The organism is Streptosporangium pseudovulgare (assembly GCF_014648055.1).
GTDB lineage: Bacteria > Actinomycetota > Actinomycetes > Streptosporangiales > Streptosporangiaceae > Streptosporangium > Streptosporangium pseudovulgare.
In genome coordinates, this window is the sequence record NZ_BMQJ01000005.1 from 307,665 (window position 1) to 333,447 (window position 25,783).

The 25,783-nt window shown below is 73.4% G+C and carries 25 protein-coding genes; 5 read left to right on the plus strand and 20 right to left on the minus strand.

Going from position 1 to position 25,783, the window contains the following annotated elements; translation table 11 throughout:
- Positions 1–77: 77 nt before the first annotated feature.
- A complete protein-coding gene (locus tag IEZ10_RS13125; RefSeq protein WP_189246772.1) occupies positions 78–902 on the plus strand; it encodes a class II fructose-bisphosphate aldolase in 825 nt (274 codons plus the stop codon).
- 145 nt (positions 903–1,047) lie between these two features.
- On the opposite strand, the gene IEZ10_RS13130 is transcribed toward IEZ10_RS13125, so the two are convergent.
- From IEZ10_RS13130 to guaB, 3 genes are all read right to left on the minus strand, one after another.
- Positions 1,048–2,067 carry a hypothetical protein gene (locus IEZ10_RS13130; protein WP_189246773.1) on the minus strand — a complete coding sequence of 340 codons (1,020 nt, stop codon included), beginning with the start codon at positions 2,065–2,067 and terminating at the stop codon, positions 1,048–1,050.
- Between the two features lie 250 nt (positions 2,068–2,317).
- Positions 2,318–3,436, minus strand: coding sequence for a GuaB3 family IMP dehydrogenase-related protein (locus tag IEZ10_RS13135; RefSeq protein ID WP_189246774.1), 1,119 nt, complete (start codon positions 3,434–3,436; stop codon positions 2,318–2,320).
- Between the two features lie 141 nt (positions 3,437–3,577).
- Complete coding sequence (guaB, locus tag IEZ10_RS13140) at positions 3,578–5,059, minus strand: IMP dehydrogenase (RefSeq protein WP_189246775.1); 1,482 nt, start codon at positions 5,057–5,059, stop codon at positions 3,578–3,580.
- A 285-nt stretch (positions 5,060–5,344) separates the two neighbouring features.
- On the opposite strand from guaB, the gene IEZ10_RS13145 reads away from it, so the two are divergent.
- On the plus strand, positions 5,345–5,722 hold the full coding sequence (locus tag IEZ10_RS13145) for a DUF5319 family protein (protein WP_179819626.1): 378 nt from the start codon (positions 5,345–5,347) through the stop codon (positions 5,720–5,722).
- Here IEZ10_RS13145 and IEZ10_RS13150 read toward each other — a convergent pair.
- From IEZ10_RS13150 to groES, 4 genes are all read right to left on the minus strand, one after another.
- A complete protein-coding gene (locus IEZ10_RS13150) occupies positions 5,683–5,898 on the minus strand; it encodes an anti-sigma-D factor RsdA (RefSeq protein ID WP_189246776.1) in 216 nt (71 codons plus the stop codon). The genes IEZ10_RS13145 and IEZ10_RS13150 overlap by 40 nt on opposite strands.
- A gap of 91 nt (positions 5,899–5,989) precedes the next feature.
- On the minus strand, positions 5,990–6,628 hold the full coding sequence (locus IEZ10_RS13155; RefSeq protein WP_189246777.1) for a sigma-70 family RNA polymerase sigma factor: 639 nt from the start codon (positions 6,626–6,628) through the stop codon (positions 5,990–5,992).
- Positions 6,629–6,903: 275 nt separating this feature from the next.
- Entirely contained in the window at positions 6,904–8,529 is a 1,626-nt protein-coding gene (gene groL, locus IEZ10_RS13160) for a chaperonin GroEL (RefSeq protein WP_189246778.1), read from the minus strand.
- Between the two features lie 98 nt (positions 8,530–8,627).
- Entirely contained in the window at positions 8,628–8,939 is a 312-nt protein-coding gene (groES, locus tag IEZ10_RS13165) for a co-chaperone GroES (RefSeq protein WP_179819630.1), read from the minus strand.
- Positions 8,940–9,243: 304 nt separating this feature from the next.
- Between groES and IEZ10_RS13170 the strand changes: the two genes are divergently transcribed.
- Positions 9,244–9,882, plus strand: a complete 639-nt coding sequence (locus IEZ10_RS13170; protein ID WP_229811224.1) for a Uma2 family endonuclease — start codon at positions 9,244–9,246, stop codon at positions 9,880–9,882.
- A gap of 19 nt (positions 9,883–9,901) precedes the next feature.
- Positions 9,902–11,068, plus strand: coding sequence for a class I SAM-dependent methyltransferase (locus IEZ10_RS13175; RefSeq protein WP_189246780.1), 1,167 nt, complete (start codon positions 9,902–9,904; stop codon positions 11,066–11,068).
- A 58-nt stretch (positions 11,069–11,126) separates the two neighbouring features.
- Here the strand turns inward: IEZ10_RS13175 and tsaD are convergent, their stop codons facing one another.
- Genes tsaD through tsaB form a run of 3 tightly spaced genes read right to left on the minus strand, consistent with a single transcriptional unit; the run spans position 11,127 to position 13,286 of the window.
- Positions 11,127–12,158 carry a tRNA (adenosine(37)-N6)-threonylcarbamoyltransferase complex transferase subunit TsaD gene (gene tsaD, locus IEZ10_RS13180; protein ID WP_189246781.1) on the minus strand — a complete coding sequence of 344 codons (1,032 nt, stop codon included), beginning with the start codon at positions 12,156–12,158 and terminating at the stop codon, positions 11,127–11,129.
- On the minus strand, positions 12,151–12,606 hold the full coding sequence (rimI, locus tag IEZ10_RS13185; RefSeq protein WP_189246782.1) for a ribosomal protein S18-alanine N-acetyltransferase: 456 nt from the start codon (positions 12,604–12,606) through the stop codon (positions 12,151–12,153). Before rimI ends, tsaD begins: the two co-directional genes overlap by 8 nt.
- The gene (gene tsaB / locus IEZ10_RS13190; protein ID WP_189246783.1) at positions 12,603–13,286 is read right to left on the minus strand and encodes a tRNA (adenosine(37)-N6)-threonylcarbamoyltransferase complex dimerization subunit type 1 TsaB; all 684 of its coding nucleotides are present in this window, start codon (positions 13,284–13,286) and stop codon (positions 12,603–12,605) included. The genes rimI and tsaB overlap by 4 nt, the downstream gene beginning before the upstream one ends.
- 348 nt (positions 13,287–13,634) lie before the next feature.
- On the opposite strand from tsaB, the gene IEZ10_RS13195 reads away from it, so the two are divergent.
- Complete coding sequence (locus IEZ10_RS13195; RefSeq protein WP_189246784.1) at positions 13,635–16,559, plus strand: AfsR/SARP family transcriptional regulator; 2,925 nt, start codon at positions 13,635–13,637, stop codon at positions 16,557–16,559.
- Positions 16,560–17,098: 539 nt separating this feature from the next.
- Here IEZ10_RS13195 and IEZ10_RS13200 read toward each other — a convergent pair.
- The 10 genes from IEZ10_RS13200 to IEZ10_RS13245 form a co-directional block, all read right to left on the minus strand.
- A complete protein-coding gene (locus IEZ10_RS13200) occupies positions 17,099–17,458 on the minus strand; it encodes a hypothetical protein (RefSeq protein ID WP_189246785.1) in 360 nt (119 codons plus the stop codon).
- On the minus strand, positions 17,458–18,414 hold the full coding sequence (locus tag IEZ10_RS13205; protein ID WP_189246786.1) for a thiopeptide-type bacteriocin biosynthesis protein: 957 nt from the start codon (positions 18,412–18,414) through the stop codon (positions 17,458–17,460). The genes IEZ10_RS13200 and IEZ10_RS13205 overlap by 1 nt, the downstream gene beginning before the upstream one ends.
- Entirely contained in the window at positions 18,398–20,905 is a 2,508-nt protein-coding gene (locus IEZ10_RS13210) for a lantibiotic dehydratase family protein (protein ID WP_189246787.1), read from the minus strand. Before IEZ10_RS13210 ends, IEZ10_RS13205 begins: the two co-directional genes overlap by 17 nt.
- On the minus strand, positions 20,902–21,972 hold the full coding sequence (locus IEZ10_RS13215; protein WP_189246788.1) for a PqqD family peptide modification chaperone: 1,071 nt from the start codon (positions 21,970–21,972) through the stop codon (positions 20,902–20,904). The genes IEZ10_RS13210 and IEZ10_RS13215 overlap by 4 nt, the downstream gene beginning before the upstream one ends.
- A 191-nt stretch (positions 21,973–22,163) precedes the next feature.
- Positions 22,164–22,370, minus strand: coding sequence for a thiocillin family RiPP (locus IEZ10_RS13220; RefSeq protein ID WP_189246789.1), 207 nt, complete (start codon positions 22,368–22,370; stop codon positions 22,164–22,166).
- A gap of 93 nt (positions 22,371–22,463) precedes the next feature.
- On the minus strand, positions 22,464–22,652 hold the full coding sequence (locus IEZ10_RS13225; protein ID WP_189246790.1) for a thiocillin family RiPP: 189 nt from the start codon (positions 22,650–22,652) through the stop codon (positions 22,464–22,466).
- Positions 22,653–22,717: 65 nt separating this feature from the next.
- Positions 22,718–22,888, minus strand: coding sequence for a thiocillin family RiPP (locus tag IEZ10_RS13230; RefSeq protein ID WP_189246791.1), 171 nt, complete (start codon positions 22,886–22,888; stop codon positions 22,718–22,720).
- A gap of 232 nt (positions 22,889–23,120) precedes the next feature.
- The gene (locus IEZ10_RS13235; RefSeq protein ID WP_189246792.1) at positions 23,121–23,300 is read right to left on the minus strand and encodes a thiocillin family RiPP; all 180 of its coding nucleotides are present in this window, start codon (positions 23,298–23,300) and stop codon (positions 23,121–23,123) included.
- A 60-nt stretch (positions 23,301–23,360) separates the two neighbouring features.
- Positions 23,361–24,092: a nitroreductase family protein gene (locus IEZ10_RS13240; protein WP_189246793.1), complete on the minus strand. Its 732-nt coding sequence runs from the start codon at positions 24,090–24,092 to the stop codon at positions 23,361–23,363.
- Complete coding sequence (locus IEZ10_RS13245) at positions 24,089–25,774, minus strand: TOMM precursor leader peptide-binding protein (RefSeq protein ID WP_189246794.1); 1,686 nt, start codon at positions 25,772–25,774, stop codon at positions 24,089–24,091. The genes IEZ10_RS13240 and IEZ10_RS13245 overlap by 4 nt, the downstream gene beginning before the upstream one ends.
- Between the last annotated feature and the right edge of the window lie 9 nt (positions 25,775–25,783).

Here is a 25,783-nt window from a genome sequence, read left to right on the forward strand (position 1 = left end):
CTCGCACCGCCCCTCCAGCTTCCGTAGACCCCTCCCATCCCGGGCCCGGCCCGGACCCCGTAGACGAAAGGGTGACCATGCCTGTTGCCGGCATCGGAGACATCATCGACGCCGCCCCGGCGGGCGTCGGCGCGTTCAACGTCATCCAACTGGAGCACGCCGAGGCGATCGTCGCCGGCGCGGAGGCCGCGGGCATGCCGGTCGTGCTGCAGATCAGCGAGAACTGCGTCCGCTTCCACGGAGCCCTGGCCCCGATCGCGGCCGCGTCGCTCGCGGTGGCCCGCGCGGCGGCGGTCCCCGTCGCGGTGCACCTCGACCACGCCACCGACCGGGCGCTAGTGGAGGAGGCCCTGGAGCTGGGCCTGGGGTCGGTGATGTTCGACGCCTCAGCGCTGCCCGACGAGGAGAACGTGGCCGCCACCGCCGAGGTCGCCGCGCTGTGCCACGGACGCGGCGTCTGGGTGGAGGCGGAGCTCGGCGAGGTCGGCGGCAAGGACGGGGTGCACGCGCCGGGTGTCAGGACCAGGCCGCACGAGGCGGTGGACTACGTCGCCAGGACCGGTGTCGACGCGCTGGCCGTGGCGGTGGGCAGCTCCCACGCCATGACCACCAAGGACGCCGTCCTCGACCTTGAGCTGATCGCGAGGCTGCACGCCGCCGTACCGGTGCCGCTGGTGCTCCACGGCTCCTCGGGCGTGCCCGACGAGACCCTGCGCGCCGCCGTACGGCAGGGCATGAAGAAGATCAACATCGCCACGCACCTCAACGTGGCCTTCACCCGCGCGGTCCGCGAGCACCTGGCGGCCGACGAGAAGGTCGTGGACCCCCGCAAGTACCTGGGGTCGGGCCGTACGGCCGTCGCCACCGAGGTCACCCGGCTCCTGGGCGTCCTGGCGGGCTGAGCCCCGGGGTCACCGGGCTTCCGGTCCCGGAAGAGCGGGACCGGGGGTCACGATCGTTCCGGCCGCCGGAGGAGCGGGCGCCCGGGGGCACGGTCTCTCCGCCCGCCGGAAGGCCGCTCCGGGTTCCGGGCGTCCACCGGGCCGGTCAGGGCCAGTCCCAGCGGACGCCGACCGCGCCGGGCCCGAACGGTCCGGTCACCAGGTGGACCGCGTGGTGGGCGTTGAGGGTCAGCGCGCTCTCCGCGTCCTCCCGCCCGCCCGGTCCGCACCCGGCGGGCCCGCGGTCGTCCGTTCCACGCTCGTCCGGCCCGTGGTCACCCGGATCGCGGTCGCCCGGCCCGGGAGCGTGACGGGCGAAGCGGCGGACGCGGGCCGGGAGCGCGGCCGGAGAGAAGGCGACCCGCAGGACGTACTGGTCGGCGGGGAACCGGAAGGCCCGCTCGTACTCGGTGGTCTCCACGCCGCTCGGGTCGGCGAGCTCGTAGCGGATCACCTGGGTCTCACCGGCCTCCAGCGCCCGGCCGAACAGCAGCTCGGCCACCACCAGCGCGGTCGCCCCGTCGCGCCGGATCCGGCCGACCCGGCAGTCCTCCAGCGCCCTGATCCGCACGCGCTCCACGTCACATCCCAGGTCTCCCCGGTAGACCATGATGAACCGGTCGGGGTCGTCCCGGCGGGCCCGCACCACCTGGAGCGTCTCGCGCCGCGTGGCGCTGCGGTCGGTCCCGATCTGCAGGGTCTCGTACATCGCGGTGACGTGCAGGCGGCGGTCGTCGGCCACCCCGTCCAGGTCGTGGAGCAGCGCCGACAGGGTGTTTGCCGATCCGGCGAACGGGGCGGCGGGCTCCCCGTCGCCCGCCGGGGACCGCGTGCCCTGCCCGCGCCCCCGGGGACGCGGCGGGCCGAGCAGCCCCATCAGGGACCGCGGCGGCAGGGCGAGGATCTCCTCCAGCGCGCGTACGGCGCGCAGCGACTCGGGCCGCTCCGGGCGGCGCAGGCCCTGCTGCCAGTAGCTCAGGCTCGTCATCCCGACCCGCAGCCCGCGTTCCTCCAGGTGCCGGCGGAGCCGCTCCAGGGTCAGGCCCCGCGCCTCCACCGCGGCGCGCAGCGCGGCGTGGAACGGCCCCTCGTTGAGGGCGAGGCGGAGCTGCGGGTCATCCGGCACAGGGGAATGTTCACAGATTTTCCGTCATACGTCATTTTCGCGCCTGTCGCTCACATTTGTCCGACGTTGCGCGTCACACGACCGTCGCACGCCGCGCGGACGTCACGCGCCACGCGACCGCACCCCGGCGCCACGGGCCGACCGGAAGGCCACGGGCCGGCCGGAAGACCACGGGCCGGCCGGCGGACATCACGGCCGTGACCGGCGGAAGGCCACGGCCGTGACCGGCGAAGGCGCCGGGGGCGGGACGTCAGCTGCCCTGCGGGGCGACGACGACCTCGACGCGCTGGAACTCCTTCAGGTCGGAGTATCCGGCGGTGGCCATCGTGCGCTTGAGCGCGCCCATGAGGTTCATCGAGCCGTCGGCGACCGAGGAGGGGCCGTGCAGGATCTGCTCCAGCGTCCCGACCGTGTCGAACCTCACCCTCTTGCCGCGGGGCAGCTCGGGGTGCTGGGCCTCGGAGCCCCAGTGGAAGCCGCGCCCGGGGGCCTCGGCGGCCCGGGCCAGCGGCGAGCCGACCATGACCGCGTCCGAGCCGCAGGCGATGGCCTTGGCGATGTCACCGGAGGTGCCCATGCCACCGTCGGCGATCACGTGGACGTAGCGGCCGCCGGACTCGTCCATGTAGTCGCGGCGGGCCGCGGCCACGTCGGAGATCGCGGTGGCCATCGGGACCGCCACGCCCAGCACGGTGCGGGTGGTGTGCGAGGCGCCGCCGCCGAAGCCGACCAGCACGCCGGCCGCGCCGGTCCGCATCAGGTGCAGCGCGGCGGTGTAGGTGGCGCAGCCTCCGACGATCACCGGGACGTCGAGCTCGTAGATGAACTGCTTGAGGTTCAGCGGCTCGGCCCGCCCGGAGACGTGCTCGGCGGAGACCGTGGTGCCGCGGATCACGAAGATGTCCACGCCCGCGTCGATGACGGCCTTGTGGTACTGGACCGTGCGCTGCGGGGACAGCCGGACGGCCGTGGTCACCCCGGCCTCGCGGATCTCCGCGATGCGGCGGCCGATCAGCTCCTCCTTGATCGGCGCGCTGTAGATCTCCTGGAGCCGCCGGGTGGCGGCCTCACCCTGCAGCTCGGCCACCTCGGCCAGCAGGGACGCGGGGTCGTCGTAGCGGGTCCACAGCCCTTCGAGGTCGAGTACGGCGAGGCCGCCGAGCCGGCCGACCTCGATCGCGGTCGCGGGCGAGACGACGCTGTCCATCGGGCTCACCACGACGGGCAGCTCGAACCGGTAGGCGTCGATCTGCCAGGCGATCGAGACCTCCTCCGGGTCGCGGGTACGCCGGGACGGGACGATGCCGATCTCGTCCAGCGCGTAGGCACGACGGCCGTTCTTGCCGCGCCCGATCTCCACCTGAGTCATATGTCTGTCTTTCCCATTTCGTGCAGGTGCGGCGCACGCGAGCGGGCGCGAGCCGTACCTGCCGTCTCGGTCCGCCCACTCGGCGTGCCTGGTACGAGTCGGTCGTTTCCGTCGTCCGCCCCGGGCATCCGCGGCCGGCCCCTACCGGCGGTGGTAGTTGGGGGCCTCGACCGTCATCTGGATGTCGTGGGGGTGGCTCTCCTTGAGGCCCGCCGCGGTGATCGGCATGAGCTCGCACCTGGCGTGCATCTCCGCGATCGTGCGGCACCCGGAGTACCACATGCCCTGGCGCAGGCCGCCGACGAGCTGGTGGGCGACCGCGGCGACCGGGCCGCGGTAGGGGACCTGGCCCTCGATGCCCTCGGGGATGAACTTGTCCTCGCCGCCGACGTCGGCCTGGGCGTAGCGGTCCTTGCTGAAGGAGGCGCCGCCGCGCTCGCGGTTGCGGACCGCGCCGAGCGAACCCATGCCGCGGTAGGACTTGAACTGCTTGCCGTTGATGAAGATCAGCTCGCCCGGCGACTCCTCGCAGCCCGCCAGGAGGGAGCCGAGCATGACCGCGTCGGCGCCGGCCGCGATGGCCTTGACGATGTCCCCGGAGTACTGCAGGCCGCCGTCGCCGATCACCGGCACCCCGGCGGGACCGGCGGCCAGGGACGCCTCGTGGATGGCCGTCACCTGCGGGGCGCCGACGCCGGCGACCACGCGGGTGGTGCAGATGGAGCCCGGCCCGACGCCGACCTTGACCGCGTCGGCGCCGGCGTCGACCAGCATCTGGGCGCCGGCGCGGGTGGCGATGTTGCCGCCGATCACCTCGACGCCGCTGTTGGCCTTGATCTTGGAGATCATGTCGGCGAGCCCCTTGGAGTGGCCGTGCGCGACGTCGACGATGATCACATCCGCCCCGGCCTCGATGAGGGCGGAGGCCCGCTTCTCGGCGTCGTTCCCGACGCCGATGGCCGCCCCCACGACGAGCCGTCCGTCGGCGTCCTTGGTGGCGAGGGGGTACTGCTCGCTCTTGGTGAAGTCCTTGACGGTGATGAGCCCGCGGAGCCGCCCGGCGGGGTCGACCAGCGGCAGCTTCTCGATCTTGTTCTTCCTGAGCAGGTCGAACGCGTCGTCCCTGGAGACCCCGACCGGCGCGGTGACCAGCGGCATGGGGGTCATGACCTCGCGCACCGGGCGGCTGTGGTCGGTCTCGAAGCGCATGTCGCGGTTGGTGACGATGCCGACGAGGACGCCGTCGGCGTCGGTCACCGGGACGCCGGAGATGCGGTAGGTGCCGCACAGGCGCTCGACATCGGCGAGGGAGTCGTCCGGCGAGCAGGTGACGGGGTTGGTCACCATCCCGGCCTCGGAGCGCTTGACGAGGTCGACCTGCTGGGCCTGGTCCTCGATGGAGAGGTTGCGATGCAGGATGCCGATGCCGCCCTGGCGGGCCATCGCGACCGCCATCCGGGCCTCGGTGACCGTGTCCATCGCCGCGGAGATCAGCGGGATGCTCAGCGTGATCCCGCGTGACAGACGGGTGCGGGTGTCGGCCTCGCCCGGCTGCAGGTCCGAGAAGGCGGGCACGAGCAACACGTCGTCGAACGTGAGTCCCGGTTCGGTGAACTTGGCCATCTGCAACCCTTCTGCCTCGGCGCTCTCATGGCTGGGGAAAGGCGCCGGCCCCCGTATGCAAGTTTAGGGTCTGGCCTCCCAAGCAGGGGACGCCGGGCGCGAAACCCCGGGACACCGGGCGCGCGGCCCCTGGCGCGGATGCCGGGCGCGGGCCCCGGCGGGTCCGCCTCGGCGGCCGTACGGTCGTCCCGTGCGGCGGCCGTACGGTTCGCCGCGGATGTCACGTCCCGGACGGCTCGGACGGTTCGGGGCCTGCCCATCGCATCGAGGTCATAAGGTGGGATAGTGCTCGACGATGTCCCACGCGACCCGTTCGCGGACGACCCCGACGACCCGGCGGCGACCCTGGGAGAGCCAGGCGACGCCGAACCGCTGACCTCAGCCGAACGCGACGAGGCCATGACCGACCTGGCCGACGTGGAGGTCTTCCGCTCCCTGCTCGAACCGCACGGCGTGCTCGGGCTGGTCCTCGACTGCCCGGAGTGCGGCGAACAGCATTACTTCGGCTGGGAGCTGCTGCGCGGCAACCTGCGCCAGATGATCGAGAAAGGCTGGCCGCAGGTGCACGAGCCCGCCTATCAACCCGACCCGAGCGACTACGTCACCTGGGAGTACGCCAGGGGCTACGTCGACGGTGTGATCGACACCGAGGAGCGCCGCTGATCGACGTCGTCGACCAGCGCCGCGAGCAGGGCGATCGCCGGATCCGCGGTGGGAACGGGCTCCCTGCGGGAGAGGGCCTCCAGCAGGGCGTCGGTCCCGGCCACGGCCGCGCCGTCGCACGTGCCGTCGTCCGGCCCGCGCTCGCGCGCCGGACGGAGCGGGTGGACGGTGGTCATGCCCGCGCTCGCTCGGGGTGCTCGCCGGCCCGGCCGGACCCGCGCCGGGGACGGCGCGGCCCTCGTCGGACACCGCTCGCCGGGTTCGGGGTCAAGCCGTCGACTCCAGCTCCGCCATCGCCCTCAGCCGGGCCAGCGCCCGATGCTGGGCGACGCGAACCGCTCCTGGTGACATGCCCAGTACATTACCCGTCTCCTCGGCGGACAGGCCCGACACCACCCGCAGGATGAGCAGCTCCCGCTGGTTGTCGGGGAGCCTGGACAGCAGCCTGCGCGCGTGCTCGGCCTCGATGTAGCGCACCACGGTCTCCTCCGGGCCGGGGCCGTCGTCGGGCCCGTCCGGGAGGTCCTGCGTGGGCACGGCCGAGCGCACGGAGCTGCGCAGGGCGTCGGCCACCTTGTGGGAGGCGATGCCGAAGACGAAGGACGCGAAAGGGCGCCCCATGTCGCGGTAGCGGGGCAGCGCGGACAGCACCGCGATGCACACCTCCTGGGCCACGTCGTCCGCGATGTGATACTGACCGGAAACCCGGCCCAGACGAGCACGGCAATAACGGACGACCATTGGCCGCAACTGTGCGATCAGACTTTCGATCGCGGTTCGATCACCTTGAACTGCGAGGCTCGTCAGATCCTTGAGGTCATCCCTGTGGGCGCTCCCTTCAGATCTCGTCGCAAGCCTTACCCCTCTTTTGGCGTCGGCGACGCATCCCTCGGTCACGTTACGCATGATGCCCGTATCGCTCGGGCCTGTCCCCATGACCAACGGCTACGGATTGGTCACATTGACACGTCGATAACGGGGTGTAATCGCTCGATGACAATAAGGGTCACGTGATGAAAATATATTTCATAGACCGGTCTAATATGTCAGTGATTTCCCATAAGGGGGTTTCTCTTACCGGCTCTCCGCCGTGACGCTTTGGGGCCCCTTTCGGGCTATCCGAAAACACGTACGGCCCGCGCCCCGAACGGGACGCGGGCCGTACCGGCCGATCGCGCGGATCAGTGACCGTGACCGTGACCGTGGCCGTGACCACCGGCGGCGGCCGGAGCCTCCTCCTCGGGCTTGTCCACCACGAGGGCCTCGGTCGTCAGCAGCATGCCGGCGATGGAGGCGGCGTTCTGGACGGCCGAACGGGTGACCTTGACCGGGTCGATGACACCCTGAGCGATCAGGTCGCCGTACTCGCCGCTCGCGGCGTTCAGGCCGTGGCCGACCGGGAGCTCGGAGACCTTGGACGTCACGACGTAGCCCTCCAGACCGGCGTTCTCGGCGATCCAGCGGGCCGGCTCGATGAGCGCCCGGCGGACCACGCCCACACCGGTCGCCTCGTCGCCGCTCAGGCCCAGGTCGTCGAGGGCCTTGGAGACGTGGACGAGCGCGGAGCCGCCGCCGGAGACGATGCCCTCCTCGATCGCGGCGCGCGTCGCGGAGATGGCGTCCTCCAGGCGGTGCTTCTTCTCCTTGAGCTCCACCTCGGTGGCCGCGCCGACCCGGAGCACGCAGACGCCGCCGGCGAGCTTGGCCAGGCGCTCCTGCAGCTTCTCGCGGTCCCAGTCGGAGTCCGACTGCTCGATGGCGACCTTGATCTCACGGACGCGGTCCTCGATCGCCTGCGCGTCGCCGGCGCCGTCCACGACGGTGGTGGCGTCCTTGGTGACCACGACGCGGCGGGCGGTGCCGAGCACCTCCAGGCCGACGTGCTCCAGCTTGAGGCCGACCTCCTCGCTGACGACCTGGCCGCCGGTGAGGATGGCGATGTCCTGGAGCATGGCCTTGCGACGGTCACCGAAGCCCGGCGCCTTGACGGCGACGGAGGTGAAGGTGCCGCGGATCTTGTTGGTCACCAGGACCGCCAGGGCCTCGCCCTCGACGTCCTCGGCGATGACCAGCAGCGCCTTCTTGGTCTGCGCGACCTTCTCCAGCAGCGGCAGGAAGTCCGCGACGGAGGAGATCTTGCCCTGGGTGATCAGGATGTAGGGGTCCTCCAGGACCGCCTCCATGCGCTCCTGGTCGGTCACCATGTAGGGCGACAGGTAGCCCTTGTCGAACTGGAGACCCTCGGTGAACTCCAGCTCCAGGCCCATGGTGTTGGACTCTTCGACGGTGATGACGCCGTCCTTGCCCACCTTGTCGAACGCCTCGGCGATCAGGTCGCCGATCTTGGCGTCCTGCGCGGAGATCGTCGCCACGTGGGCGATCTCCTTCTTGTCGGCGACCGGGCGGGCGCTCTCGACCAGCCTGTCGCTGACGGCCTTGGCCGCGAGGTCGATGCCCCGCTTGAGGCCCAGCGGCTGGGCGCCGGCGGCGACGTTGCGCAGACCCTCGCGGACCATCGCCTGGGCGAGGACGGTCGCGGTGGTCGTGCCGTCACCGGCGATGTCGTTGGTCTTCGTCGCGACTTCCTTGGCGAGCTGCGCGCCGAGGTTCTCGTACGGCTTCTCCAGCTCCACCTCGCGGGCGATGGTGACGCCGTCGTTGGTGATGGTCGGAGCGCCGAACTTCTTGTCGATGACGACGTTGCGGCCGCGGGGGCCGAGGGTCACCTTGACGGCGTCGGCGAGGGCGTTGACACCGCGCTCCAGCGAGCGGCGGGCGTCCTCCTCGAACGACAGGATCTTGGGCATGACAGTCCTCTCTGGGGGCACGTGGGAGCATCGAAGCCCCGGGCGCTCTCGCGACCCGGGGCTCGATGCGTCATCTCGGAAACGTCGGAAGCGATGAACTACTTCTCGACGATGGCGAGCACGTCACGGGCGGAGAGCACGAGGTACTCCTCGCCGCCGTACTTCACCTCGGTGCCGCCGTACTTGCTGTAGAGGACGACGTCGCCCTCCTTGACGTCGAGCGGGATGCGCTTGTCGCCGTCCTCGTCCCAGTTGCCCGGGCCCACCGCGAGGACCCTGCCCTCCTGGGGCTTCTCCTTGGCGGTGTCGGGAATGACCAGGCCGGAGGCGGTGGTCTGCTCGGCCTCAAGCGGCTGGACCACGATGCGGTCGCCGAGCGGCTTAACGGGAACCTTGGTGGCGGTCGTCACGTCGGACCTCCCCTTCAGATTTGAATGATCTAGAAGAGGCGACCAGCGGTCTGCCGTCGCGGGTGTCAGACCAGCCTCGTCGCGCTTGCATTGGCACTCTCACCGGGAGAGTGCCAATACGGAACAGTATGCAAGGAGGCCTTGACAGTCAACACGAACCGCCCGCCGACGCTCCGGGCGCCCCCGACGAGGGGACAGGAGCCCCCGCCGGGGGCACCATGAGAGGTAGGCGGGACGACGGACATCGACGGGAAGTAATGCGATGGTCACGAACGGCAATGGAGACGACGCTAAGGTGAGCGATGTGACCAGCACACTCCGCGAGAGAGCGGGCACGCGAGGTGACGGCCGCGACCCGCTCGCCGACTGGCCCCGTCCCCCGGCCGGCGGGTGGACCGCCGACGACCTCGACCGCCTGCCCGACGAGGGCCCGAACGGCGAGCCGGACTTCTTCAAGCACGTCGAACTCGTCGATGGAGCCCTCGTCTTCATGTCCCCCCAGAAGCGTTTCCACGATCTCGTGATCCGCAGGCTCGCGGCCGCCTTCGAGGCTCAGGCCCCGGACCGGCTGGCGGTGGCCACCCAGATGGACGTCAAGCTCGGTGCGCGGCAGCGCCCGTGCCCCGACGTGCTTCTCATCGACGCTGCGCTCGACCACGACCACGACCGCACCGCCTACCTCCCCGGCGAGGTCCATCTGGTGGTCGAGGTGGTCTCCCCCGAGTCGGTGCTCCGCGACCGCGAGGTCAAGCCGCGCGCTTACGCCCAGGCCGGGATAGCGCACTTCTGGCGGGTGGAAGAGGCGGACGGCGTGCCCGTCGTCTACGTCTACGAACTCGACCCCGCCACCCGCTCCTATGTCCCCACCGGCATCCATCGCGGTGTGCTCTCGGTCCCGGTCCCCTTCCCCGTCGAGATCGATCTGGCCGGCCTGCTGAAGTGAGGCGGTAGCGTCGGGCGGTGTGGACCTCGACGCATTTCGGGAACTGCTGACGCCGCGCGGCCAGGAGGCCCTCGCGGCGGCGGCCGAGGCCGCGGGTGACGGCCCGGTGGCCGCGGTGACGCGGCTGCGCAGGACCTACGACGCGGCCCTGACCTCCGCGGCGCTCACCCAGGCGGCGCTCAGGGAGCGCGCGCGGGAGAAGTTCGGTTCCGACGCCGCCGTCATGTACTTCACCCCGCACGGCCTGGAACAGGCCACCCGCCGCGAGGTGGCCGACCACCGGGCCCGGCGCGTCCCGGCCGGCTCCCGGGTGGCCGACGTCTGCTGCGGGATCGGCGGCGACCTGCTGGCGCTGGCCAGGGCGGGCTGCGTCGTGGAGGCCGTGGACGCCGACCCGCTCACCGCCGCCGTCGCCCGGGCCAACGCCGACGCCCTGGGCCTCGGCGACCGCGTCACGGTCCGCGCGGCCGAGGCCGCCACGGTCGACCCGTCGGCCTTCGACGTGCTGTTCGCCGATCCCGCCCGCCGTACCGCGCGGGGCAGGACGTTCGACCCGATGGCCTACTCCCCGCCGTGGCCGGAGGTCCTCGGCATGGTGGCGAAGGCCCCGGCGGCCTGCCTGAAGGTCGCCCCCGGCATCCCGTACGAGTTCATCCCGCCGGGCGCCGAGGCCGAGTGGGTCTCCTGGCGCGGCGACGTCAAGGAGGCCGCGATCTGGTGCGGCGGCCTGGCCGGGGACGCGGCGCGCAGGGCCACGATGCTGCCGTCCGGCGTGACGCTGACGCCGGATCCGGACGCGGAGCCCGCCCCGGTGGGCGCGATCGGCCGCCACCTCTACGAGCCGGACGGCGCGGCCGTACGGGCGCACCTGGTGGCGGAGGTGGCCCGGCAGGTGGGCGGCCGGCTGCTCGACGAGCGCATCGCCTACATCACCGGCGACACCGGGGCGGCCACGCCCTGGGCGGCGCGGTACGAGGTGCACGAGATGATGCCGTTCTCGCTCAAACGGCTGCGGGCGGCGCTGCGCGAGCGCGGGGCGGGCACCGTGACGGTCAAGAAGCGCGGCTCGGCGGTCGACGTGGAGCGCCTGCGCAGGGATCTGCGGCTCTCCGGCGGCGGGTCCGCGACGGTGGTCCTCACCCGCGTCGGGGAGCGGCCGTTCGCCCTCATCTGCAGCCCGGCCTGACCCGCGGCGAAAGGACCGCGCGCCCCGTGGTCTCCGGGGCGCGGGCGGGGTCGTGCCGTCAGACGTGGACGGTGGTGATCGGAAGCGAGGAGTCGGCCGGGATCTCCAGGGACGACGGGGTGACGCCCGCCGCCACCAGGTCGGAGCCCAGGGTGGCCACCATGGCGCCGTTGTCGGTGCACAGCCCCGGCCGGGGGACGCGCAGCCGCACCCCCGCCGCGTCGCAGCGTTCCTGGGCCAGGGCGCGCAGCCGGGAGTTGGCCGCCACGCCGCCGCCGATCAGCAGGTCCTGGACGCCGTGCTCGCGGCACGCCTGGAGGGCCTTGCGGGTCAGCACGTCGACCACGGCCTCCTGGAACGACGCCGCCACGTCGGGCACGTGGATCGGCTCGCCGGACCTCTCCCTGGCCTCCACCCAGCGGGCCACGGCGGTCTTCAGGCCGGAGAACGAGAAGTCGAGGGTGCCGTCGTCGTACTTGCCCCGCGGGAAGGCGATGGCCGTGCCGGAGCCGTCGCGGGCGGCCCGGTCGATGTAGGGGCCGCCGGGGAAGGGCAGGCCGAGCACCCGCGCCACCTTGTCGAACGCCTCGCCCGCGGCGTCGTCCACCGTGGAGCCGAGCGAGATGACGTCCTTGGCGACGTCGGGCACCAGCAGCAGGGAGGAGTGGCCGCCCGAGACGAGCATGGCGATGCACGGCTTGGGCAGGGCGCCGTGTTCGAGCTGGTCCACGGCCACGTGGGCGGCCAGGTGGTTCACCCCGTACAGCGGGACTCCGAGGCCCAGCGCGTACGCCTTGGCGGCGGCCACGCCGACCAGCAGGGCGCCGGCCAGCCCCGGCCCGGCGGTCACCGCGATCGCGTCGATGTCGGAGAAGCGCAGGCCCGCCTGCTCCAGCGCCCGCTCGACGGTGGGGGTCATCGCCTCCAGGTGCGCCCGGGAGGCGACCTCGGGCACCACGCCGCCGAAGCGGGCGTGCTCGTCGACGCTGGAGGCGATCGTGTTGGCCAGCAGGGTGTGTCCCCGGACGATGCCGATCCCGGTCTCGTCGCAGGAGGTCTCGATGCCCAGGACCAGGGGTTCGTCACTCATGGATGAGATCCTTCCGCATCGTGATCGCGTCGGTGCCGTCCTGGTAGTAGCGGCGGCGCAGGCCGAGCCGGACGAAGCCGAACCGCTCGTACATCGCCTGCGCGGCGGGGTTGTCGGCGCGCACCTCCAGGAAGACCGAGCGCGCGCCGCGCCGTCCGGCCTCGGCCAGCAGTTCGGTGAGCAGGGCGCCGCCGACCCCGGTGCGCCGCCGGTCGGCCGCGACGGCGATGGTCTGCACGTCGGCCTGGTCACCGGCGGCGAAGAGCCCGGCGTAGCCGATGATCCCTTCGCCGGTCTCGGCCACCACGTAGTGGCGGGTGCCGGGCTGTCCGGCGAGCTCGTCGCGGAGCATGCCCTCGCTCCAGGCGTCCGCGGGGAAGGTGTCCCGCTCGATCTTCAGCACCGCGGACAGGTCGTCCTCGGTCATCGTGCGCAGCGTCACGGTCATGTGCCGACCTTCTTGGGCGCGGCGGGCACCTGGGCGTCGGGGCGGCGAAGGTACACCGGGCGGGGCGTGCTCAGCACGGGGTGCGTGCCGCTCTCCACGACCTCGCGGATGTCGGGCTCGCCGAGCTGCTCGGCGGCCAGCGACGCCAGCGCCCCGGCGAAGGGGTACTCGGGCGCGTCCAGCAGCCGGGAGGCGCCGACGACCTCGGCGTACATCCGCGCGCCCGCGCCGACGAGCGGGAGGTCGGCGGGCAGGTCGTGGGGCCGGCTCACCGCGGGGCCGGACAGCCGGGTCCGCATGTCCTCGTAGTGGCCCCAGAACACCTCCTTGCGCCGGGCGTCGGTGGCGACCAGGAACGGCTCGGACAGCCCGCTGCCGTAGGCGACGGCGTCGAGCGTGCACACGCCGTACGCCGGGACGCCGAGCGACGCGGCGAGGGCCTGGGCGGTCATCAGGCCGACCCGCAGGCCGGTGTAGGGGCCGGGCCCGGCGCCCGCGACGACGACGGTGACGTCGGCGAGCACGGCGCCGGCCTCCCGCAGGACGGTCTCGATCGTGGGCACGAGCAGTTCGCCGTGGCGGCGGGCGTCGACGGTCGTCGACTCGGCGAGGACCCGTTCACCGTCGTGCAGCGCTGCGGTGACGGCGGGGGTCGCGGTATCAAAGGCCAGGACCAGCACGAACAGTTAGCCTAGTCCGTCGCGCGGGAGCCGGGACCGCTTCCCGGCGTCCGTCCGGGTCCCGAGCCCGTGCGGAATCCCGCGAAGACCGGGCCGTCCGCGCCTCGGGTCCGCGGAGATCGGGGCCGTCCGGGCGCCGGGTCCCGGCCGGCGGCCGTCCCACCGGAATCCCGCTCTCCCCGCCGGCCCCGACGGCACGCCGGGGAGCGGGAAATGATTCTCTCGACCGTAACCAAAAGTCAGACATAAGAGTAAAAGATTCACGAATGGCGTTCTATACCCTAAATTTCGAGATATCGATGATCACGAATGCCATGAAGGGGTTTCGGCCGGTCACGGGGAGATTTTTTGAGCGACCTCCGTAAAGTACGGGTCCTCGGACCCGTGGACGCGATGGTGGACGGAACGGCCCTGGAGATAACCGGCCGGCGTCAGCGCGTCGTTCTCGCGCTGCTCGCGTTGAACGCCGGCCGGGTCGTCCCGCTCGACCTCATGATCGACGCCGTCTGGGGCGAGCGTCCCCCGGCGTCCGCACGCAACCAGATAGCCATCTGCGTCACCCGGCTGCGCCGCGTCCTGCACGGCTCGGGCGAGCAGCTGGTGGCCGCCGTGCCGCCGGGCTACCAGCTCCGCCCCGAGGCCGTCACCGTCGACCTGAACACGGCGGAGGAACTGGTCAGGGCCGGCCGCGCGGCCGCGGAGGGCAACGATCCCGCGACCGCGGCCGAACGGCTGCGGTCGGCCCTGGAGCTGTGGCGCGGCGAAACCCTGTCCGGCCTCGACAGCGACATCATGAGCGCCGAGGCCGCCAGGCTGGAGGAGTGGCGGCTCGGCGTCATCGAGGAGTACCTGGATCTGCGGCTGGCCCACGGCCTCGGCGGTGAGGTGATCACCGAGCTCACCGACCTGGTCGGCCGCCACCCCTTCCGGGAGAGGCTCCGCGCCACGCTCATGCGGGCGCTGTGCGCCGCGGGCCGCCAGGCCCAGGCCATGGAGGTGTACCACCGGGGCCGCGCGCTGCTCGCCGACGAGCTCGGGGTGGACCCGGGGCACGAGCTCAGGTCCACCTACGACGCGATCCTGCGGGGCCGTCTGGGGACGGGCCCCTCCTCCCCACCGCGCCCGCCCGCCGCCGGGGCCGTCGCCCAGCTCCCGTCCAACATCGCCGGATTCATCGGGCGGGAACGGGAGCTGGACGAGATGGACCGGGTCTTCGCCCGGTGCCGGACCGCCGGGGTGCCGGCCTGCATCGTGATCACCAGCATGGGCGGCGTCGGCAAGACGGGCCTGGCCGTGCGCTGGGCCCACCGGATGGCCCGGCACTTCCCCGACGGCCAGCTCTTCATCGACCTGCACGGCTACACCGAGCAGGCCAGCCCGGTCCCTCCGGAGGCCGCCCTCGACCGTTTCCTGCGCGCCCTGGGCGTCCCCGGGGAGGAGGTCCCCCCCGATCCGGACGACCGGCAGGCGCTGCTGCGCAGCCTGCTGGCCGGCCGCCGGGTGCTCTTCCTCCTGGACAACGTGCACACCTCGGCGCAGGTGCGTCCGCTGCTGCCCGGCACGCCCGGCTGCGCGGTGGTCATCACCACCCGCGACCAGCTCACCGACCTCGTGGTACGGCAGGGCGCGCACTCCCTGAGGCTGCCGACGCTGAACGACGAGGAGTCCGCGGGACTCCTCGACGCCATCGTCGGCGAGGACCGGATGGGCGGCGACCGGACCGCGACGGCCAGGATCGCCGAGCTGTGCGGCGGGCTGCCGCTCGCCCTGCGCATCGCGGGCGCGCGGCTGCTCGCCCGGCCGCACTGGGCACCCGCCGACCTGGCCGCGCGGCTCGACGACGAGCAACGGCGGCTCGCGGAGTTCAACTACGGCGAGGTGGGGCTGCGGGCCAACTTCTCGCTCAGCTACCAGGGGCTGGGCCGGCCCGCGGCGACGCTGTTCCGGCGGCTGGGCCTGCTCGACGCGCCGGACTTCGCCGACTGGACCGCCGCGGCGCTCCTCGGCACCGGCGTCGCCGAGGCCCAGGCGCATCTGGAGGAACTGCTCGACGCGCAGCTCGTCCACACGATCGGCCGCGACCCGGCCGGCCAGCTCCGGCACCGCCTGCACGACCTGGTCCGGCTCTACGCCAGGGAGCGTGCGCTGGCCGAGGAGCCGGAGGACCGCAGGAGGGAGATCCTGGCCCGGTTCCTCGGCTGCCTCCTCACCCTCGCCTACGACGCCAACCGCCGCGAGCGGGGCGGCGACTTCGCCGTCGTCCGCGGCACGACGCGCGCGTGGTCACCGCCCGGAGGGCTCACCGGTGACCCGCTCGCCACGCCGCTGGACTGGCTGGAGAGCGAACGGCGCACGCTGTCCGCGGGCGTGGCGCAGGCCGCCGGGGCCGGGCTCGACGAGCTCGCCTGGGAGCTGGCCCAGTCCGGGGTCGTCCTCTACGAGACCCGTGGCTACCGGGACGACCGGCGTGCCATCTACCGGCTGGCCCTGGACGCCGCCCGCCGTGGCGGGAACCGGCTGGGCGAGGCCGTGATGCTGCACGGCCTGGGCGGGCTGGAACCGTACCGGGGGCAGTCGTCCGGCATGCTCGACGCCGCGTTGACGATCTTCGACGAGCTCGGCCACGCCCAGGGGCGTGCGCTGACCCTGCGCGACCTGGGCCTCGTCGACCACTTCGCGGGCCGGCACCGGGCCGCCCTGCAGCGCTACCAGGCCGCGCTGCCCGAGCTGCACCGCGCCGGGGACCGCGCCACGGAGGCCCACGTCCTCGGGTGCATGGCGCAGATCGCGGTCCTGCACGGGGACTTCACGCTCGCCGACGCCCGGCTCCGCGAGGCCCTGGCCATCTGCGAGGAGATCGGCAACCAGCGCGGCCAGGCCCAGGCCCTGTGGCGGCTGGGCGAGCTGCACCTGCGCCGGAGGGAACCGGCCCGGGCCGCGGAGCGGTTCACCGCGGCCCTCGCCCCGGTGCGTCACCTGCGCGACCGGCTGGGCGAGGCGTACATCCTGTGCGGGCTGGGCGAGACCCTGATCCTGCAGGACCGGTTCGACGAGGCCCTGCGGACCCTCACCGACGCCCGGCGGCTCGCCCTCGACACGGGCCAGTCGGTCGTGTGCGCCAAGACGTGCTACTTCCTCGGCCGGGCCCTGGCCGGGAACGACGAGCCGGAGGCGGCCAGGCGGATGTTCCAGGAGGCGGTGGACCTGAGCAACGGCACCGCGCCGCTCTGGGAGAAACGCGCGCTGGCCGCGATGTCCGACATGCCGGGCTGACGGCGAGGCCGGGCGCCGAAGGGCCCGGAACATGGAGGAGCCCCGGGCGATGGCCCGGGGCTCCGGTCGTCGGCGGTCGCGCGGATCAGATCCACTCGTCCCCGAACCCGCCGTTGCGGCCCGGCGGGTTCGGCGGGGGGCAGGGGTTCTCCAGGCCCGACTGGTCCGGCGTGGGAACGGGCTCGTCCGGGCCCGGCGGATTCGGCAGGGGATGGGACGCCATCAGGGCCGGCCGGGGCGCGTTCCCCGGGGTGTGCGTCGCGGGGGAACCCGTGAGGGACGCACCCGCCCCGACGGCGCCGAAGAAGGTTCCACAGGTTGCGACGATCAGTAAAACCCGAGCTCCGCGAATCACAGGTCCTCCCCTGGTCTGTTTCTCCGTGCTGTGGGAACACACTAGGAGCCCTGGATTTCTCCGCTATTTTCTCGGCCTGTCACCGCCGGGGAAGCCGGTTCCCGCGGGAGAACAGGAAGGCCCCCGCTGATCGCGGGAGCCTTCCGGGAGCCTCTGGGAGGCGTGGGGGGTACGCCGTCCCCCGTCAGCGTCGTCCTCGCCGCAGGGCCGCCACCAGCAGGACCGCCGCCACGAGCGCGCCCGCCACCGCCCAGGCCCAGGTGTGCCCCGCCGCCGTCAGCCGCGCGGCGCCGAACATGACGGCGAAGAACGCCGCGGCCAGCCCGCCCGCGTACTTCGCCGGAAGCTCGACCCGCCGTCCCGCCTTCCGGACGGCCATCGCCGCCCGCACCGAGCCCGCGATCAGCAGCGCCAGGCCGACGCCCCAGATCCACGCGGCCTCACCGACGACGGTGAGGCCGGCTCCGAGCGCGAGAGCGCCCACGGCCGCCAGGAGCAGCCCCTGGCGGACCGCGGCGTGGGTTTCGTCTACCGAGGTGGTCATCATCTCTCCTTGGTTAGTCCGACAGGTGTCTCCGCCTCCAGACCGGCGGCGATGATGCCGAGCAGTGCCTCCTCCCTGGGCAGGAAGCCCAGCCGGTTCATCATCATGTGCGACTGGTGGAAGACCAGGTGCTGCGGTGTGAGACCGACGTGCATCCGCTGGGCCCGGACGAGCGAGTCGTCGATGACCTCTCCCCAGCGGCGCAGCCAGGGGTCCACCGCGCTGTCGGCGAGCAGCGCGCCGGCGGTCGGCCGCACACCGTGCGGGTCCCGGTCGGCGTGCCGCCGCAGCTCCGCCTGGAGTTCGGGGGCGTGCCGGGCCAGGTCCGCCGTCCACCAGGCGAGGTGCCGGTCCCAGTAGCGCCGTCGGCTCACGGCCCGCCGCCGCCGGTCGGCCGGCGGCATCACCGGTTCGGGACGGAGGTCCCCCGGGCCGCCCTCGATCAGCGCCCGTACCGCCTCGCGCAGCGCGAGCACGGCGAACGCGGCCCGTTCGGGGATCTTGGTGAACCGGGCCGTGGCCCAGAGCGCGAGGTCGCTGGAGAACTCGAAGACCCGCTCCGCCAGTTCGACCCCCTGCGGCCCGCCGTACTTGCCGTACTCCGGCTCGTACAGGCCCGAGGCCAGGCCGGTGCCGGAGTCGCCGAGCATCCGGCGCATGGGGATGGGGGCCAGCCAGACGGCGTCGTCCCGCACCTCGGTCAGCACGGCGTCGGCGTGGCGCCGGATCCGGGACAGCGACCGGTGCATCCGGTCCACGGTCTCCCGCGGCCCGAACACCCGTACCCGCAGGTGGGGGCCGGAGGGGTCGGTGTAGCGGATGAAGAACCAGCGGAACGCGCCGTGGGCGCGCGCCTCGGCCACCAGCGGCGGCAACACCTCCGTCACCAGCAGGTCACTGGCCGCGAACCCTCCGGTGTAGAGCCGGACGAACCACCACTCAGGCGCGTCGGACATCGGCCTTCCTCCCAGCGGGTCGCGGGCGCTCCCAACGTAGGTAGGACAGGTGCTCCACCGCATGATGACACCCGTCCGGGCCCGGCAGCCAGTAGCCGTCACGTCCCGGCAGCGACTCGGCCAGCGACATCGCCACCACGCCGTCGACGGCCAGGCCGGCGACGGCGTGAAGCGAGTGGGGGCTCCGGAAGTCGAGCAGGACGGGCTTGCGCTTGCCGTGCTCCATCGAGATGGCGGGGGTCTCCAGCGAGACGAAGACCTCCTCCGGGACGCCGAGCCGCCGCCGCCACCGGTCGGCGCGCCGGAAGTACTCGACCGGCGGCTCGCCGCGCTCGGGCCGGGGGAAGTCTCCGGGACGGATCCGCCAGGTCGCCCGCCTGGTCACGACCCGCCCGAAACCCTGCCGGGCCGACGTCTCCACCTCCCCCGCGGGCTCGGTGACCCTCTCCGCCGGGCCGCGCGCGCACGACAGGCCGGTGCCCAGCACCCACGGATCGCCGATCACCATCAGGTAGCGGGCCGGGCCCAGGACCAGATGCTGCGGGACGACCCCCAGGTAGACCGGGGCCACGGGGCGGCCGTAGGGGTCGAGCAGGGTGAGCGTGCCCGCCGCCGCGTCGTGGACGACGGACAGCTCACTGACGGCGAGCGCGTCGCCGCCGTCGGCGAGCGGCAGCTCGCTCGGCCAGGTCAGCGCCGGGATGGTGCCGCAGCAGGCGTGCTGCAGGCCGTTGACGTCCGCGGAGATCACCAGCTCACGCGGCTCGGCCTCGGGGAAGTTCCCGCCGATCCAGGCGCGCAGCCGGCCGGCCAGGCCGTCCGGGCCGTCGAGCACGGTGCGGAACCGGGCCACCAGGCCGCCGGAGCCCGGGTTGATCTGGTTGACCACCAGCCGGTGGTCGCCCCGGCGGAGCGCCTCCGCCGACTCCGCGACGACCTGGTAGGCGACGGCCGCGCTGGGCGGCGCCGAGCTGGGGCCGACCGGCAGCCAGGCCCGCTCGGTGGGGCGTCCCCAGGTCTGCGCGTCGGCGCGGACGGCCGCGTAGAGCCGCCGGGTGAGGTCGGGGGCGCCGGAGACCTCCATGCAGAAGCGCAACGCGTCCGGGCAGCGCCCCCCGGCGCCGTACCGCTCGACGAAGATGTCGACGAGCATGTCGTACAGGTGGCTGCGGAAGATCCTCGGCCGCATGCGCCCGGCCAGCTCGCGCAGGTCGGCGGCGACGCCGTCGCCGAGCGGGGGCACGTCGGCGATCGCCTCGGCGTCGTCGTAGACGGCGAAGCCGGTGCGGTCGGCGGCGACGCCGAGCCGCCCGAGCTCCCGCTCCGCACGGTCGGCCATGGACCCCAGCGCGCTCACCCGGCGGGGTCCGTCGTGATCGGCGAGCTCCACCGCGTCGGTGTGCAGCCGCCGGAGCGCGTCGGCCACCGTCCCGGCGTACTCGGTGCCGACCCGCCGTACGGCCTCGGCCACGGCGAGCAGCGGCGCCGGGTCCCCGCGCCGCCACGGGGCGACGACCCGCAGCATGCCCGCGTCCAGCAGCCGTTGCAGCGCGGCGAAGGGGTCGGCGCCGCCCAGCCGGATCAGATACTCCGCGGCCCCGGCGCGGCCCGTCCCCGCCAGCGACCGGACGATCTCCCGGTAGACGGTGATGTCGACCATCTCGTCGGTGCGCCAGGCGAAGGCGTCGCCGACCCGGTAGGCCGACACCAGCGCCCTCGGCTCGCCGTCGATCGTGCGCACCGCCCCGACGGGTTCCAGGTCGAACGCGGTGACCAGCCGTTCGTCCCGCACCAGCGCCTGGAGCCAGGTGAAGACGTGCGTCTGGGAGAGCGCGGTGTTGCTGCGCCCGCCGCTGGGCCTGCCGGACACGCCGACGCCGGTGAAGGTGGAGAAGGGGCTGGTCTTGCGCGAGGCCCGGACCGCGTAGGAGAGCACCGAGCGCGCGGTCCTGCCGCCCGGGTGGAAGGCGCCGTCGTCGGCGTGCCTGAGCAGGTCCGCGCTGGCATGGGCGATGCCGGCCGAGAGCGCGGGGGCGGCGAGGAGGTCGCGCAGCCGCCGTCCGGCGTCGGCGGTCTCCCGCTCGTAGGCGGCGGGCAGCCGGTCGAGCAGGCGGGCGCGGGCCAGCGCGGCCCCGGCCCACCGGCGGAACAGCTCCGCGTCGTCGCCGGCCAGCGCCTCGGCGATCCGGTCCAGCTCCGCGTCCGCGACCCGCGGCGGCCTGTCGCCGCGGGTGGCCCGCCTGACCTTCAGCACGGTACGGCGCAGCCCCGGATCATGGTCGAGCAGCGGGACCAGCCGGTACAGGGCGTCGCTGACCAGGTCCGCCGTCTCGGCGAGGAACGCCTCGTGTCCGGCGATCCGGTCGAGCAGCCGGCCGGTCTCGGCCAGGCCGACGCCCGCCGCGCCGGCCGGAAGCCCGCACACGCGGTCCACCCGCAGGTCGGAGAGCTCGGCACCGGCCGCGACGGGGGCCGGCAGGGTCAGCGTCATCGGAAGAACCCTCCGATCATGGTCCACAGGTTGTTGAGGACGAGGACGGCGAGGCCGGCCGCGTAGGCGAGGCACAGACCGCCGAAGAGCAGGTAGCCCGCCTTCCGCCAGGCGCCCAGCGCGCGCATGCCCGACGGGAGGGGACCGCGCAGCACCACGTGTGTGAGGTAGGCGAACGCCCGGCCACGCAGGTTGACCGCGCCGACGGCCGCCGTGACCGCGTGGTAACCGTCGGAGGGCAGCAGGGGGTTGAGGTTGACGAGGGTGAGCATTCCCTGCAGGACGAGCAGCACGTAGGCGATGTCGCCGGCCTGCCCGGGAGCGGTGAGCGCGATCACGCCGGTGACCCCGAACCACAGCTGGTCGCTGAACGGCCCGGCGAGCGCGATCATCACCCGCCCGCCCCTGCTCCTGATCCGGTAGGCGTCGGTCCGGTCGACGTAGGCGACCGGCATGAAGTAGAGCATCAGCCCCACCCCGGCCTCCCTGATCGGGGCGCGGAGGTACTGGCAGGCGAGCGCGTGCGCGGTCTCGTGACAGATGATCTGGACGACGAGGATCGGCAGGGCCACCCACCACAGCGCCGGATAACCGTGACCGGCGGGGTGGGTGAGCGCGTAGCCGCCGGTCAGCAGGCCGGCGAGCACCACGGCCAGCACGGCGCCGGTCAGCGCCCGCGCCGGGACGCGGCGCAGCACGGCGGCCACCGGCTCCAGGACGTGTTCGACCCGGCCGGTCAGCCGGAGCCTGGGCATGTGCTCACGCAGTGAGAAGCTCAGGATCCTGGCCCTGCGGTCCGGTTCCCGCGGCTCGACGGTGAGCACGCCCGCCTGGCGCAGGTCCGCCAGGAATGCGTCGACGCGCTCGCGGAGGTCCTCGCGCTCGCCGGCCAGCCCGGCGGTGATGACCGCGCCGGTCCTGCTGCCGTCGAGCAGGTCGAGCACCCGCACCCCGGCCCGGGTGAGCGCGACGTACCGCCCGGTGGCCGGGTTGAACAGCAGCGGCCGGTCGTCGATGCCGGTGATGACCTCGACGCCCGGCCGGAGTCGGAGGGGGACGGCGTTCATCCAGTCGGTGTCCGCCGCGGCCGTGTCCGGCGCTGCGGTTCCGGCGGAGTTATGCTGGGTGGCGGATCGCATGGTGCGCCTTTCTGGTCTTCGCGTCGAGGGTGCTGCCTTCACACTCGACGCGTGTGGGATCTGAGCCGGCCGCCTGCGTGGCGGTGCCGGGACCCTCCCGTGGGTCCCGGCACCGCGCGTCAGCCGCCGCTGCTGGAGAACGATGAGCCGGTGCTGGCCGACGACGTCGGGCAGCTGGCGGTGCCGCCGGTGAAGGCGGTCCCGGCGGTGGTGAAGCCGGCCGAGGTGACCTCGCCGAGCTCCTCGGCGCCCACCTCCTCGGCGGCCAGGTCGATCCGGTCGTCGCTCCGGGCGTCGTCGCTGCGGGTGTCCTCGCGGTCGGTCATCTTCGGTGCCTTTCGTGGTCGCGGGCCGGACGCCACGGGAGCGCTGCCTTCGTTCCCGGGGCGTCCGGCGCGGTGCTCTTCCGGTGAGGTGCTTCAGTTACCGCTGCTGGAGAAGGACGACGCCGTGCTGGCCGAGGAGCCCGGGCAGCTGGCGGTGCCGCCGGTGAAGGCGGTGTTGAGGGTGGTGAAGCCGGCCGAGGTGACCTCGCCGAGCTCCTCGGCGCCCACCTCCTCGGCGGCCAGGTCGATCCGGTCGTCGCGGTCGTCGTTGTGGTCGGTCATCTGTCTCTCCCTTTCTCCCGCCCGGGGGTTCTCCCGGTCGGAGGTTCTTCCGGCCGAGGGTTCTCTCAGCCGAAGGACGAGGCGCTGGAGGCGCTGGAGGTGGTGGACACGGGGCAGGAGGCCGAGCCGGCGCAGCCCGCGCTGCTCCAGGTGCCCAGCAGGTTGGTGTCGGCGAGTTCCTCGGCGGAGAGCTCCTCGGGCTCCTCCGCGTAGAGGTCGATGTCCTTGTCGGCCATGGGGCTTCTTCCTTTCGATGGGGGGTGCCTGGTCTGCCGAGGATCGTCGGGGGGACATGGCAGCGCAGGATGGGTCAGGCCGTGCTCGCGGTGCTCAGGGAGCCCAGCAGCGTGGTCTCGTTGAGCTGGTACAGGTAGAGCTCGTCGTCGCCGATCTCCTCGGCGAAGAGGTCCATGTCCACTTCCGTCGTCTCCTCAGCGGTCTAGCGGTTCATCCGGTGGTCGCGGTCCGTCACCCGTAGGTGCTGGCGGTGGTCGCGGTGCTGGCCGAGCTGACCGGGCAGGAGGCGGAGCTGGTCGAGGAGGCCGTGCTGATGGAGCCGAGGGCGGCCTCGCCGGGGAGGTCGTCCACCTGCAGTTCGGCCAGGTCCTCGGCGTAGAGGTCGACCGACTCTTCCTTGTCGTGGGCCATGTGCCCACTCCTTTCCGTGGTGTTTCCGGTTTCCCGTACGGCGGGCGCCGTACGGAGGTCTCAGTGGCGCGGGTAGCCCAGGGAGACGGCGAAGAGCTGCCGGTTGCGGTAGCCGTCCAGGTCCACCAGCGGGCGCAGGCCCGACTGCAGGAAACCCGCGAAGACGCTGCCCGTCAGCCCGTACGCGGCGGCCTGGATCATGGCCGCGTACGCGAAGCCGGCGGCCCTCGCCATCAGCGATCGGTGGCCGTGGGCGCCGTGCCGGTCCAGCGCGGCGGACAGCGACCCGGTGACCGCCAGGATGACGGGGCTGGCCGCGTACTCGATCTGCAGCACCATCTCCTCGGCGGCCCGGCCGTCGGCGAGCCCGGCGAGCGGCACCAGGCGGGCGCCGTCCTCGTCGGCCCGGTAGACGGCCGGCCGCAGCCCGTCGATCCCGCGGGCGGCGACGAGCACGCCGAGCCGGTGACCGGCGGCGCAGTCGTCGGGCCAGCCCTCCCTGTCCAGCCGGAAGGCCGTGGCGAGGCTCGCCGCCACCACGCCGGCCGGGACCGCCTCGTCGGCGTAGTCGCGGATCGACACGCGGTTCCTGAGGATCTCCTCCAGCGGCCTGGCCGTCGGCGGGGCCGGGGCCGTCCGGACCTCGGGGAGGTCCGGCCCGGCCTCCCTCGGGCCTGCCGGGCGGATCCGGCCCGGCCCGGGACGCGGCCCCCGCCGCACGTCCTCGGCCGTCAGCCGGCTCTGCTCACGCAGCAGGGTGAAGAGCGTCATGTGGTCGCGCAGGGCGGTCATCGGGTCTCCTTCATCGTCGGGTTGACCGCGAGGACCGCGGTGATCGGCTCCGCGTCCGGGTCGACGGAGAGGAGGCCGGCGAGCGCGGTGTCGTCCCAGTACGGCACCACGCGGGTGGCGATGCCCCGCTCGGCCGCGACCAGCCGAAGCTGGGTGAGGGCGACGCCCGCGTCGAGGTGGACGACGCGCCAGGCGAAGGTGGCGTACTTCGACGCCACCCGGTCGAGGGCTCCGGTGATCACGACGACGGCCTCGGCGTCGGGTAGGCCCGCGATCTCCGCGTAGGGGTCGGCCCAGGTCAGGTCGGCGAGACGGTGGACGTCGGCGCGGTAGCCGTACACCGCGGGGTCGAGGCCGGCGACGTCCCGGGCGATCACGTGGAGCTGGGCCGAGCCGAGGTTTCCGCCGGTCGGCGCCCAGCGCTGGATCTTGCGGGAGGTGACCGTCCCGCCGTCCCCGCCGCCCTCACCCCCGCCGTCGCGCAGCCCGGCGGCCCGGCGCAGCAGGGCGCCCAGGCCGGCCGCGTCCAACCGGCGCGGCGCGGTGACCTCCGAGCTCCGCGGGACGGGGCCGGTCCGGTCCTGCTCGGGCCGGTCGGGCAGCGGGACGTGGGACGCCGACGGCCAGCGCTTGCACTCGACCTGGAGCGCGATGTTCCCCGGCCGGTAGTGCACCTGGTGGTCGCGCGGGTTGGTGAGGCTGCGGGGCGGGAAGGCGACCGACTCCTCGTAGCCGAGGGCCACCGGGACCTCGGGTTCCGGCGGGCCGTCGCCGTCGCAGCGGGGACAGCCGGGCAGCGCCGCCAGCGGGTAGGTGCGCTGGTGCCAGGCGGCCAGGTCGGTGCGGACCAGGCCGCGCAGCGCGTGGGTGGAACCCACCCTGCTCAGCAGCGCGACCGTGTCGGCGGCGACGAGCGCGGCGGCCATGCCGGCGGCGAGGTCCGGATCCAGGTCCGCCGGCTCCGGCACCTCGTCCGCCTCTCCCCCGTCCCGCTGGGCGGTCACGCACGCCACGCAGGCGGTGAAGGAGGTGTCGGTGTACGGCCCCAGCCAGACGACCCCGCCGTCCACCCGCAGGGGCAGGACGGGAACGCCCGGGTCCGCGGGGCCGTCATCGGCCAGGATGAGCAGGTCCGTCCGGCCGGGATCGCCGTCCCAGCGCGTCACGGCGCCGATGCCGCCCGCCAGGAGCGCCCGCCGCAGGGCGGCCGCGAGCCGGGGGTCGGCGACGGCGAGCGCGACCCGGGCGGCGGCGAGCCTGCGCACCGCCTCTCCCCCGGAGACGTTGACCCGGCTCGCGTCGATCGACCTGGTGAGGAAGACCGCGCTCGGCTCGGGCGTCCCCTCCGGCGTCCCCGGCCCTGCGGCGTCCTCCAGGACGCCGCAGGTGTAGAGCATGGACAGGGCCTGGTGCAGGTGCGCCGGCGACAGTTCCAGGTCCGCGGCCAGCCCGGCCGGCTCCCTGCGGCCGTCCAGCTCGGGCAGCAGGCGGGGGATCAGCGTCCGGGCGGCGGTGCCGCGCAGGACCTGCCGGGTGGGGGTGCCCTCGATCAGCAGGCCGTCGGGCAGCGGGAGGGTCACCAGGCCGGGGACCAGGCGGGGGCGCCGGGGCATGCGGAACTGGGGGTCGTTGGCCACCGCGTGGCTCATCGCCTCCGCGGGGACCAGGCTCGGCTTGGTCATGTCTCGTCC